The following is an 11,470-nucleotide window of genomic DNA, read 5'->3' as shown; positions in this document are numbered from 1 at the left end:
CTCCCTTAGGGAAAGCCTACCACAGGGTTCCAGGGGTGGCGCCCTCGCCCCCCAAGAGGCCCCGCTTCCTGGCCTCGAGGTCCAGCCCCACCGCCTCCAAAAGCCGCTTGGCCTCTGTGAGGTCGTGGGTCCAGGTTTCCACGTAGCCCCGAAGCGTTTCTCGGTTCAGGGGGCGGAGGGGGCTCGGCTCAAAGCGGTTCCGCCCTCGGATGAGAAACCAGGCTTCGCTTCCCCTAAAGGCCGCCCAGAAGGGCTTCCCCAGGGCCTTTCTGAAGGCCACCAAAGCCTCTTGCACCCTTGGGGTCAGGAGCTTCCTGGCCTCTATCTGGTCCCCGTAGACGTCAAAGAGCTGCTCAAACTCCCCCGACTCCAGGGCCACCCGCTCCCTAGGCCCCACGCCGGGCTTCCAGAGGCCAAGGCCGTAGAGGAGGAAGGGGAGGCTTAGGAGGGCGAAGCCCCCCACCACGAGGGGGAGTTCCGCCTTATCCCCTTCGCCAAAGGTAACGCCAAGGACGAAAATCCCCCAGAAGAGGGCCAGGAAGCCGAGGACGAGGGCGGGAGAGGCCCCACCCGCCTGTACCCCCGCCCCTTGGGGGGCGAGGCGTACCTCCTGGGGAAAGGCGAAGGGGAGGGAGAAGCGGTAGAGGGTCCCTTGGAAGATTTGGACGTAGCGGGTGCCGTTCTTGGTGCGTTGCTTTTGGTAGAGGGCGATGTCCCCCGAGCGGAAGGCGAAGGGGCCCACTTGCCCCTCCAGGAAGTCCTCGCTTTCATAGCGGTCCGCCCGGGGAAGGAGGCCCGAGGCCTCCACGTCCTCCCGGGACAGGCCGGAGGAGGGAAAGTAGGTGAAGCCCAGGGCTTCCGCCAGGGGCTTGGCGAGCTTCCACTTGAGGGTGGAGCGGAGGACGTGGAGGCGCCACAGGGCGAGCCCCGGGGGGATGGCCACGAGGAGGGTCCAGAGGGTGCCTAGCCCCCGGACTCCGATAGCCTGGAAAGCCTTCAGGAGGAGGTAGGCCCAGAAGGGGGTGAGGAGAAGGAGGACCCCCGCCAGGAGGAGTTCCCGCCTCCTTTGGGCCTCCAGGGGGGCGAGCTTGGCCTCGAGGGCGGCCAGGATTTCTTCTTTCTCCACCTAGCCCTCCCTACCCGAAGAGCTTCCCCAAGTCGGGCCTTTCCCGCTCTTCTTCGGGGACCGTGAAGACGGGCTTGCGCCCTAGGCCCATGAGGGGGGCGAGGAGGCGGCCCGGCAGTTGCTCAATGGCGTTGTTGTAGTCCGTCACCGCCTGGTTGTAGAAGCGCCGGGCAGCGGCCAGGGAGTCCTCCACCTCCGTGAGGGCGGCTTGGAGTTGCAGGAAGTTCTGGCTCGCCTTTAGGTCCGGGTAGGCCTCCGCCCGGAGGCGCACCTGGGCGAGGAGGCGGGAGAGCTCTCCTTCCAGCCGGAAGTCCTCTTCGGGCTTGCCCTCCCTTAGGGCCATAGAAGCTTTCTCCCGGAGCTCCACGAGCCTCTCCAAAAGCTCCCGTTCGTGGGCCATGTACCGTTTCACCGCCTCCACCAGGTTGGGGATGAGGTCGTGGCGCTTCTTGAGGTAGGCCTCCACGGCGCCAAGGGCGTTTTCCACCTGGTTTTTGCGGGCGATGAGGGCGTTGTAGGTGAGAAAGCCCCCCAAGACGAGGAGCGCCACCAACCCTAGCACGATAGCCAGGTCCATCCTGTCCCTCCCCCTCCATCCTAAAGACCTAGGCCTTCCAGGGGCCCTACGCCAGGTAGAGCACCGCTAGGGCGGCGTAGACCCGGGCCGCCAGGACCACCTCCTCGAGGTCCACCCACTCGTCCACCTGGTGGGGAAGGGTCTTCCTCCCTGGCCCCATGACCACCACGGGAAGCCCGCCCCAGGCCCTGAGGAAGGTGCCGTCCGTGGCCCCCGGCACCCCGCCAAGCCGCACGGACAGGCCTAGGAGCCTCAAGGCCTCCTCCGCCGCCTGGACCAGGGGGTCGTCCCGGGGGGTTTCCACGGGGGGGCGGTCCTCGAGGACCTCCACCCCTACCCCGGAGAGGGCTTCCAGCTCCCTTACCAAGCCATGATGGTCCACCCCGGGCACGGTGCGGACGTCCAGGGCCACCTCCGCCCGGCCGGGGATGACGTTGAGTTGCCCCTCCCCGGCGCTTGCCAGGAAGCGGGTGGGGGTGAGGTAGGGCGGGCCCAGGTAAGGGTGGGGGTGGGCCTTCTGCAGGCGCTCCTCCAGGTCCTTTAGCGCCACCACGAAGCAGGCCGCCTTGGGGATGGGGTTTTCCCCGGCGTAGGGCATGGCCCCGTGGGCCATCTTTCCCGGGAAAAGGAGGCGGAGGCGCAGGGCCCCCTTTTGCCAGAGGCAGACCTCCATCTCCTCGGGCTCCGCCACCAAGGCCCCCCGGAAGCCCTCCGCCAGCCCCGCCCGGAGGAAGGCTTTGACCCCGAGCATCATCCCCTCCTCGTCCGCCAGGGCGGCGAGGCGAAGGGGGCGCTTGGGTTTTCCCAGGGCCCGCTTCACCGCCAGCATGGCCCCCACCAGGGCGGCGAGGCCCCCCTTCATGTCGCAACTTCCCCGGCCGTAGAGCCTCCTTCCCTCCACCACCCCGGCGTAAGGGGGATGGGTCCAAAGGGCCTCATCCCCTGGGGTGACCACGTCCGTGTGGCCCTCGAGGAGGAGCCCCCCCTCGCCCTCCCCCAGGTCCGCCACCAGGTTGGGCCGGCCCGGGGCCGCCTCCTGGAGGAAAACCCCTAGGCCCCGCTCCTTCAGGTAGGCCTCCAGGTACGCCGCCACCCCCGCCTCCCCTGGCCCCGGGTAGTGGCTTGGGATGCGCACCAGGGCCTTGAGGAGGTCCACCACCTCCTTCTCGTCCACGGCCTCCGCCGCCCGAAGGGCTTCCCTTACCACCTTTCCACCACCACCTTCCTTTGCGTGTAGAAGAGGAAGGCGTCGGGGCCGTGGGGGTGGAGGTCCCCGAAAAAGGAGTCCCGCCAGCCGGAGAAGGGGTAGAAGGCGAAGGGCTGGGCCACCCCCACGTTCACCCCCACCATCCCCGCCTGCACTCCCTCCCGGAAGGCCCGGGCCGCCTTGCCGCTTCCGGTGAAGACGCAGGCCATGTTCCCGTAGGGCACGGCGTTGGCCTGCGCGATGGCCTCCTCCAGGGTCTTCACGAAGGAAACGGAGAGCACCGGGCCGAAGATCTCCTCCCGCCCCACCGCCATCCGGGGGGAGACCCCAGCGAGCACCGTGGGCCCCAGGAAAAACCCCGGCCCCTCCACCCCCCGCCCGTCCAGGGCCAGGGTGGCCCCCTCCTCCAGGCCCCGTTGGATGTACCCCACCACCCGCCTCCGGTGCTCCTCCCGGATGAGGGGGCCCAGGTCCACCCCTTCCTCCCATCCCGGGCCCACCTTGAGCCTTTGGGCCGCCGCCACCACCCGCTCCAGGAGCTCGGGCCCCGCCTCCCCCACCCCCACGGCCACGCTCCCCGCCAGGCACCGCTCCCCGGCGTTGCCGAAGGCGGAGTTGAGGATGGCGGGTACCGCCACCTCCCAATCGGCGTCCGGCAGGACCACCAGGTGGTTCTTGGCCCCCCCGGCCGCCGAAACCCGCTTCCCCCCCTCCGCCGCCAGGGCGTAGATCCGGCGGGCCACGGGCTCCGAGCCCACAAACTGCACCGCCCGCACCCCCGGATGGCGCACCAGGGCCTCGGCGGCCTCCTTGCCCCCGTGGACCAGGTTCAGGACCCCCTCGGGGAAGCCCGCCTCCAGGAAGAGCTCCGCAAGGCGCACCGCCCCCAAGGGGGTGCGCTCCGAGGGCTTCAGGACGAAGGTGTTCCCCGCCACCACGGCGATGGGGAACATCCAGAGGGGGATCATCACGGGGAAGTTGAAGGGGGGGATGCCCGCCACCACCCCCAAGGGGTAGTGGTAGAGGTTCTGGTCCACGCCCCCCGTCACCTCCCTCAGGGTCCGCCCTTGGAGAAGGGTGGGGGCGGAGAGGGCGAAGTCCACCACCTCAATGCCCCGGCGCACCTCCCCCCGGGCCTCCTCCAGGGTCTTGCCGTGGTGGAGGGTGATGAGGCGGGCGAGCTCCTCAAGGTGCCTTTCCAAAAGCTCCTTGAAGCGGAACATGAGCCGCACCCTTTCCAGGAGGGGGGTCCGGCTCCAAATCGCAAAGGCCGCTTCCGCCGCCCGGACCGCCTGGTCCACCTCCTCCGGCCCCGAGAGGGGCACCTCCTCCAGCACCTCCCCCGTGGCCGGGTTGTAGACGGGAAGGGTGGGCCGGGAAACCTCCCGCCATGCGCCGCCGATGAGGTTCTTGAGCATGCTTTCCCCCTTTGTCCCCCATCATCCCCAAGGCCGGGCGGCTTGGCAAGGGCTTGGGCCGGGGGTAGGATGGGGTGAAAAGCTATGGACTACCGGCGCCTTTTGGACTTGACGGGCCAGGTGGCCTTGGTGGTGGGGGCGGCCTCGGGGATCGGGCGGGCCTCGGCGGAGGCCTTGGCGGCCTTCGGGGCCAAGGTGGCCCTGGCCGACCGGGATGCGGCGGGGCTTTCCGAGGTCGCGGAGGGCCTAAGGCGGAATGGCCTCGAGGCGGACGCCCTCCCCGTGGACATCGCCGAAAAGGAGGCGGCGGACCGCCTCGTGGCCTGGACCCTGGAGCGCTTTGGCCGGCTGGACGCCCTGGTCACCACCCCGGCCATCAACGTGCGCAAGCCCCTCCTCGCCTACACGGACGAGGAGGTGGACCGGGTGGTGGACCTGAACCTGAAGGCCACCCTGCGCCTCCTCCGGGCCGGGGGGCGGGTGATGGCGGAGCAGGGCTCGGGAAGCCTCATCGCCTTCGCCTCCATCCGCGCCCTGGTGGTGGAGCCCGGGCAAGGGGTCTACGCCGCCACCAAGGCGGGGATCCTGCAGCTCGTCCGGGCCTTGGCGGCGGAGCTTGGGCCCAAGGGGGTGCGGGCCAACGCCATCGCCCCTGGGCCCATTGAAACCCCCCTCACCGCCCCCATCAAGGCCAACCCCGGGTGGTACCGGGCCTACGCCGAGAAGACCGCCCTGGGCCGCTGGGGCAGGCCCGAGGAGGTGGCCATGGCCGTGGTCTACCTGGCCTCCCCCGCCAGTAGCTACGTCACCGGGACCCTCTTCCTCGTGGACGGGGGCTGGACGGCGGTGGACGGGCGGTATGCGCCGCCCCTGTAGGGGGCTTTGGGCGGGGTCAAAGCTGGACGATCTTGTACAGGGTCACCAGGACGATGAGGACCCCGAAGATCTGCTTGATCCGGGCCGGGGGGACGAAGAGGCTGGTGAGCCTCGAGCCCAGGTAGGACCCGAGCGCCCCGGCCACGAGCAGGGTGGGGGTGAGGCCCAGGTCAAGCCGGGCGGTGGCCATGTGGGGGAGGAAGGCGGAGAAGGAGGGAGGGGTTACGGCGAAGGCGTTGATGCCTGCCGCCCGTTTGGGGTCATGGCGGGTGAGGGTTTAGGCCACCCGTTTTCCTCCCAGGTAAACCGCCTGCACCCGGAGGGCCTCGTCCAGGACCACCAGGTCGGCCCGCTTCCCGGGTGCGATCTCCCCCCGGTCGGAAAGGCCCAGGTAGCGGGCGGGATAGAGGGAAAGCCGCCTCGCCGCCTCCTCCAAGGGGAGGCCCCAGGCCACCAGGTTCCTCAGGGCCTGGTCCAGGGTGAGGGTGCTCCCCGCCAGGCTCTCCCCAAGCCAGACCCCGTTCCCCTGCTTCTCCACCCGGTGGGCCCCCAAGGGGTAGGTGCCGTCCGGCATCCCCGCCGCCGCCACGGCGTCCGTCACGAAGTAGAGGCCGGGGATGGCCTTCAGGGCCAGGTGAAGGGCGGAGGGGTGCACGTGGAGGCCGTCGGGGATGAGCTCGGCCCAGGCACCCCGCTCCAGGGCGAGGCCCACCACCCCGGGGGAGCGGTGGTGGAGGCCGGTCATGGCGTTGTAGAGGTGGGTGAAGCCCGCAGCACCCGCCTTCAGGGCCTCCAGGGCCTCCTCGTAGCCCGCTTCCGTGTGGCCGAGCTGGACCCGCACGCCCCGCTCGGCCAGGAAGCGCACCAGGTCCAGGGCCCCAGGGAGCTCGGGGGCCAGGGTGATGGCCCGCACGGGGGCCAGGGAGAGGAGGCGGGAGGCCACCTCCAGGTCGGGGAGGAGAGGGTAGGGGGGCTGGGCCCCAAGGCGCTTTGGGCTGATGAAGGGGCCCTCGAGGTGGACGCCCAAAAGGGCCTCTCCCAAGTGGCCTTCTCCCGCCTCCCTGATGCCCCTAAGGGCGCGCTCCAGGTCGGGAAGGGGGGCGGTGACCGTGGTGGCCAGGAGGCCCGTGGTGCCGTGGGAGAGGTGGAAGCGGAGGGTCCCCTCCACGCTTTCCTTCCCCGCCATAACCTCGTGCCCCCCACCCCCGTGGACGTGGAGGTCCAGAAACCCGGGGAGGATATAGGGGCCCTCCACGGGGGCCTCTTCCAGGGCCTCTATGCGCTCGCCGAAGTGGAGGCGGCCTCGGAGGAAGCCCGAGGGGGTGAGGATCTGCCCCTCCAGGACCCCGCCCATACCCTCTAGCCTAGCCTCGAGGCCATGCCGGACCCCAGGGGGGCCTTACCTCGGGTAGCCTGAAGGGGTGAGCCTGCTACGCCCGGAGTTCCTCCAGGCCCTGAAGGAGGCCCTTTCCCGTTACCCCACCCCCTTTTACGCCTACGACTGGCAAGCGGTGGAGGAACGCCTAAAGCGCCTTCGGGCCGCCTTTCCCTTCGCCCGCCTCTTCTACGCCCTGAAGGCGAACCCGCGCCTTGGGCTTCTCCGACGGCTTCGCGCCTTGGGACTGGGGGCGGAGGCGGTTTCCTTGGGGGAGGTCCTAAGGGCCTACTGGGCGGGTTTTTCCCCGGAGGAGGTCCTCTGGAATGGCCCCGTGAAGCCCCGGGAGGCCCTGCGGGCCCTGAGGGGCCAGGCCCCCGTGGTGGTGCTGGACTCCCGGGAGGACCTGGGGAGGGTGGCGGAGGAGCTTCCGGGGGTGCGGGTCCTCCTGCGGGTGAACCCGGACCTCCCCGTGAGGACCCACGGCCACCTGGCCACGGGCCGGGGGGAGAGCCAGTTCGGCGTCCTGCCCGAGGAGGTGCCCGTCCTTCTCCGGGAGGCGAGGGAGCGGGGGCTAAGGGTTTTGGGCCTCCACCTGCACCTGGGCTCCGCCCTCGAGGACCCCGAGGACTTCCTCCTGGGCTACCGGGTGCTGGAGGCCCTGAGGCCGGAGGTGGGGCCCGTGGAGGTGCTGGACCTGGGGGGCGGGTTCGGCCTGGGCCTGGGGCTCGCCGCCCTGGCCCCCGGCATGGAGGCCCTGGCCCGGGCCTACGGGGCGGAGGTCTGGCTGGAGCCCGGGCGCTACCTGGTGGCGGAGGCGGGGGTGCTGGTGGCCCGGGTGGTGGGGGTGAAGGAAACCCGGAGGCGGTACCTCCTCCTGGACGCCGGCATGACCGCCCTCCTGCGCCCCGCCCTCTACGGCGCCCGGCACCCGGTCCTTCCCCTGTACGAGGGCGGGGAGGAGGGGGTGTACGACCTGGCGGGGCCCGCCTGCGAGGCGGGGGACGTCCTGGCCCGGGGGGTGCGCCTCCCCGCCCCCGAGGAGGGGGACGCCCTGGCCCTCCTCGAGGCGGGGGCCTACGGGGCCAGCATGGCCCTTTCCTACCTGGATACCCCGAGGCCCCTGGAGCTCCTCTGGACGGGGGAGGCTTGGGAGGTGTTGCGGGAGCGGGAGCCCTGGGAGAGCCTCATGGCCGGGGAGGGGCCGCCGGGGGACTAACGGCCTCGGAACGGTGGGAAAGGCCTCCGGGGACTACGCTTGGCGCTTCTGCCAGGTGGTAGGGGTGCCGGGCTTGGGCGACGGGGTCGTGGCCCCCAGATGGGGCACACCGCCCCTAGCGGGATGTGCAAGCGCCTTGGGTTGACGGCGCGCCGTTAGCACGGTACCATGACCACATATGGCAATATTGCCATAAGCGAAAGGAGACATGCATGCCGAGCGCCCTGCACCGCTACAAGGCGGAGTTCTTCAAGGCCTTGGCCCACCCCTTGCGGCTAGCCATCCTGGACGCCTTGCGGGAGGGGGAGAAGAGCGTCACCGCTTTACAAAAGGAGCTTCGCGTGGAGCAGTCGGCCGTGTCCCGGCAGCTGGCTTTTCTGCGTGAGCGAGGGTTGGTGGAGGTGAGGCGGGAAGGTGCCCTCGCTTACTACCGCACCAAAGACTCCGAGGTCTACGCCTTCTTGGACCTGGGGCGGCGCATCTTCGAGCGCCACCTGCAGGCGGAGCGGGCGCGCCTTCAGGCCCTCGAGGAGGGGATGTGAGCGCCTGGCTCCTCGGGGCGTGGCCCGCCTTGCTCGGAGCGAGCCTCTTAGGGCTAAGGGATCCGAAGGGCCACGCTTACGGCCTGGCTCTTGGGGCGGTGGGGGCCCTCTGGCTCGGTGGGGGAGGGCTGGCCTGGTGGCACAACGCTCAGGCGGGGGGCTTCTTCCTTGCGCTCCTTGGCCTCCTCACCCTGGCCCTCGCCCCCTATCTCCCCGCTTACCTCGCCCATCACCCCAGGACGGCGAGGGTCTATGGCTTCCTGGTGCCCCTCTTCCTCGGGAGCATGGCGGGGGTTGCGGTGGCCCCCCCGGGGTTTCCCTTCCTGTTCCTCTGGGAGGGCATGGCCCTTCTCGGCTACCTCCTCATCGCTCTGGAGGGCCCCAAGGCGGAGGCGGGGGCCCGCGCCTTCTTCCTGGCGAGCCGACTGGGGGCGGCGGGGCTCTACCTGGCCTTTCTGGGCCAGGGAACCCTTCCTAGGGAATGGCTATGGGCGGGGCTTTTGCTGGGATTTGGGGTGAAGGCTGCCCTCTTTCCCTTGCACCCTTGGCTTCCCCTGGCCCACCCCGTGGCCCTTAGCCCGGTTTCCGCCCTCCTCTCCTCGGCCATGACCAAGCTTGGGCTTTACGGCTTGTACCAGGCCCCGTTCTGGTTCGGCCCACCTCCCAGTTGGGCCGGTTGGGCCCTTGTGGTCTTGGGGCTTTCGGGGGGCGTATACGCTCTGGTACGGGGCTTGGGCGAGGAGGACGTGAAGGGTGCCCTGGCCTACTCCAGCGTGGAGAACCTTGGCCTCATGCAGGCGGCGCTCGGGGCCTACTTCCTGACCCAGACGCCCCTCTTTCTCCACGCCTTTTTCCTGCACCAATTGGCCCATGCGCTCTTCAAGGGGCTCCTCTTCTTGGCGGCGGGGGCCTTGCCGGAGCGACGTCTATCCCGCCTTGGGGGTCTGTGGCGTTCGGAACCCGTTTTAGGCGCCTTGGTCCTTCTGGGGATGGGCGTGGGGGCGGGGTTACCGCCCGGGCCCCTTTTCCTGGCGGAGTGGACCCTGTACCGGGGTTTCCTTGGGGCGCCGGGCCTTCTGCCTCTGGCGGTGGGCGTCTTGGCCCTGGTGGGGGCCCTCGCCCTCTACTTTTATGTCCGCCTCTTCGGCCTCGCCTTCCTGGGCCTGCCCCGCGCCAGGGTGGAGGTCCACCTGGGGCGGGGCATGCGCCAGGGCCTGGGTTTCCTTGTGGTGGCCTTGCTCGCCCTTGCGTTCTTCCCGGGCTTGGCGCTTGGGCCCCTTCGGGCTTCCTTCTACCTCAACGGGATCCTGCTTTTCCTTCTCGTGGCGTTGGCGTACCCCCTCTACCGCCACCTCCTCGCCCGGCCCCACCGGGACTACGGCACCTGGGACTGCGGCTATGGGCAGCTGGAGCCCAGGATGCAACCCAACGGCCTAGGATTCGCCGCCCCCGCCTTGGGCCTATTCCCTTTCCTCCGCCTCTGGGTGGGCGATAAGCCTCTTCTGGAAGAGCCCCTCGCCAACACGTATGCCGGAGTGGGCCGCAGCTACGCCCGCCTCGCTCGGGCGTTCCAGGGGCTCCAGTCGGGGAGCATCCACCTCTACCTGCTCCTCCAACTCCTCACCCTTGTGGCCGTTCTTTGGGTGGTGTTGCGATGACGGCGGTCCTAATCCTCCTCCTAGCCCCCCTCTTTACGGGAAGCGTGAAGTGGCTCAAGGCGAGGCTCACGCACCGGCAGGGGGCGAGCCCTTTCCTGGAGTACCGGAACCTCTCTAAGCTATGGCGCAAGGCTTGGGTGCGTCCATGGCCTAGCTCTCCCGCCTTTCTCCTTGGCCCCATCGTGGCCCTTCTGGGGACCACCCTGGCGGTGAGCCTCCTCCCCATCCTCCCAGGATTGGCCTTACCCGGAGACTTCCTGTTGGCTGTCTACCTTGTAAACCTGGGCCGCTTCTTCCAGATGCTGGCGGCCTTGGACGCCGGGAGCGCCTTTGGAGCCCAGGGTAGCTACCGGGAGGGCGTGGTTACCCTACTGGCGGAGCCGGGAACGCTCATGGCCTTGGCGGCTGCGGCGGCCGTGGGGAAGGGGGGTAGCCTCCAGGGTCTGGCGGTCCTGAACGGGGAGCATGCCCTGGTGGTGGTCCTGGTCCTCGCCTCCTTGGCGGTGGCCTTCCTGGCGGAGGGGGCGCGGATGCCGGTGGACGACCCCGCCACGCACCTGGAGTTGACCATGATCCACGAGGCCCAGCTCCTGGACCACGGCGGCCCCCTCCTCGGCCTATACGAACTGGCGGCCTCGGCCAAGATGCTCTTCTACGCTGGCCTCATGGCCCTCCTCCTGCCGGGGCCGCGGCTATGCGTCTTCTTGGGGTTGGTAGGGGTGTGGGCGGTGGTCCTCGCCTACCTGGAAACCTATGGCGTGAAACTCCGCTATCTGCGGCTCCCCGACTTTCTTTCCTATAACACCCTGTTTGGGGCGCTGGCGCTTTTGGGGGCGATATGGCTACGGTGAACGTGCTGGTCCTTGCGGTGTTGGCCACGGGATTTCTCATGGTGAGTCGGCGGAGCCTGGATGCCATCATCCGGCTTTACGCCCTACAGAACATCCTCTTGGCCCTGGTGTCCTTTGGATTGGCCCATGGGGAACTCCACTTCGTTTTGGCGGGGCTCGCTCTTTTCCTCCTCAAGGGGGTTGCCATACCGGTTTACCTCTTCTGGCTTCTGGACCGCCTCGAGGTGAGCCACGAGGTGGAGGGCTACCTCTCCGTCTTTCTCACCTTGGCCCTGGCGGGGGCCCTCACCGCCCTGGCCTTCCGCGTGGGCGGGGTGTTCATTCTTCCCGGGGCTCCGCTCCCCGAAGGGGTGCCGGTGGCCCTGAGCCTGGTCCTCTTGGGCGCGCTCTCCATGGTGGTCCGGAAGAAGGCCATCAGCCAGGTACTGGGGTTCCTGGCCCTGGAGAACGGGGTCTTCCTCCTCGCCCTCTCGGAGAGCCATGGCCTGCCCCTCTTCGTGGAGCTGGGCGTGGCCCTGGACGCCTTCGCCGCCGTATTCCTGGCGGGCGTTCTCCTCTTCCGCATCCGGGGAGAGCTGGGGCATCTGGACACCGCCCGGATGCGGGCCCTGAGGGGGTGAG

General features: G+C 69.4%; 11 protein-coding genes and 1 pseudogene. 6 read left to right on the top strand and 6 right to left on the bottom strand.

Annotated elements, in window-relative coordinates; all coding sequences use genetic code 11:
* Positions 1-16: 16 nt before the first annotated feature.
* From L0C60_RS00185 to L0C60_RS00170, 4 genes are read right to left on the bottom strand one after another with little or no spacing between them, the layout of a single operon-like run.
* Entirely contained in the window at positions 17-1,126 is a 1,110-nt protein-coding gene (locus tag L0C60_RS00185) for a DUF3137 domain-containing protein (RefSeq protein WP_234508118.1), read from the bottom strand.
* A gap of 10 nt (positions 1,127-1,136) precedes the next feature.
* Positions 1,137-1,703, bottom strand: coding sequence for a LemA family protein (locus L0C60_RS00180; protein ID WP_234508120.1), 567 nt, complete (start codon positions 1,701-1,703; stop codon positions 1,137-1,139).
* A 46-nt stretch (positions 1,704-1,749) separates the two neighbouring features.
* The gene (locus tag L0C60_RS00175; protein ID WP_234508122.1) at positions 1,750-2,910 is read right to left on the bottom strand and encodes a M20 family metallopeptidase; all 1,161 of its coding nucleotides are present in this window, start codon (positions 2,908-2,910) and stop codon (positions 1,750-1,752) included.
* On the bottom strand, positions 2,904-4,328 hold the full coding sequence (locus L0C60_RS00170; RefSeq protein ID WP_234508124.1) for a CoA-acylating methylmalonate-semialdehyde dehydrogenase: 1,425 nt from the start codon (positions 4,326-4,328) through the stop codon (positions 2,904-2,906). The genes L0C60_RS00175 and L0C60_RS00170 overlap by 7 nt, the downstream gene beginning before the upstream one ends.
* 84 nt (positions 4,329-4,412) lie before the next feature.
* Here L0C60_RS00170 and L0C60_RS00165 point away from each other — a divergent pair, with 84 nt between their 5' ends.
* Positions 4,413-5,204, top strand: a complete 792-nt coding sequence (locus L0C60_RS00165; RefSeq protein WP_243092370.1) for an SDR family NAD(P)-dependent oxidoreductase — start codon at positions 4,413-4,415, stop codon at positions 5,202-5,204.
* Between the two features lie 16 nt (positions 5,205-5,220).
* Here the strand turns inward: L0C60_RS00165 and L0C60_RS00160 are convergent.
* Together L0C60_RS00160 and nagA are read right to left on the bottom strand one after the other, a co-directional pair.
* Positions 5,221-5,466: pseudogene (locus L0C60_RS00160) on the bottom strand (TSUP family transporter); the annotation flags it as partial.
* Positions 5,467-5,481: 15 nt separating this feature from the next.
* Positions 5,482-6,558, bottom strand: coding sequence for an N-acetylglucosamine-6-phosphate deacetylase (nagA, locus tag L0C60_RS00155; RefSeq protein WP_234508128.1), 1,077 nt, complete (start codon positions 6,556-6,558; stop codon positions 5,482-5,484).
* Between the two features lie 73 nt (positions 6,559-6,631).
* Here nagA and lysA point away from each other — a divergent pair, with 73 nt between their 5' ends.
* From lysA to L0C60_RS00130, 5 genes are all read left to right on the top strand, one after another.
* Positions 6,632-7,798 carry a diaminopimelate decarboxylase gene (lysA, locus tag L0C60_RS00150; RefSeq protein ID WP_243092414.1) on the top strand — a complete coding sequence of 389 codons (1,167 nt, stop codon included), beginning with the start codon at positions 6,632-6,634 and terminating at the stop codon, positions 7,796-7,798.
* A gap of 212 nt (positions 7,799-8,010) precedes the next feature.
* A complete protein-coding gene (locus tag L0C60_RS00145; RefSeq protein ID WP_234508129.1) occupies positions 8,011-8,340 on the top strand; it encodes an ArsR/SmtB family transcription factor in 330 nt (109 codons plus the stop codon).
* On the top strand, positions 8,337-9,998 hold the full coding sequence (locus L0C60_RS00140) for a proton-conducting transporter transmembrane domain-containing protein (RefSeq protein WP_234508131.1): 1,662 nt from the start codon (positions 8,337-8,339) through the stop codon (positions 9,996-9,998). Before L0C60_RS00145 ends, L0C60_RS00140 begins: the two co-directional genes overlap by 4 nt.
* A complete protein-coding gene (locus tag L0C60_RS00135) occupies positions 9,995-10,849 on the top strand; it encodes a respiratory chain complex I subunit 1 family protein (protein ID WP_234508133.1) in 855 nt (284 codons plus the stop codon). Before L0C60_RS00140 ends, L0C60_RS00135 begins: the two co-directional genes overlap by 4 nt.
* Positions 10,837-11,469, top strand: coding sequence for an NADH-quinone oxidoreductase subunit K (locus tag L0C60_RS00130; protein WP_234508135.1), 633 nt, complete (start codon positions 10,837-10,839; stop codon positions 11,467-11,469). Before L0C60_RS00135 ends, L0C60_RS00130 begins: the two co-directional genes overlap by 13 nt.
* Position 11,470: the final 1 nt, after the last annotated feature.

This window comes from Thermus hydrothermalis, from assembly GCF_022760925.1.
Classification (GTDB): Bacteria; Deinococcota; Deinococci; order Deinococcales; family Thermaceae; genus Thermus; species Thermus hydrothermalis.
Note: the sequence above shows the minus strand (reverse complement) of the source record. Positions and strands in the feature narration are given on the sequence as shown.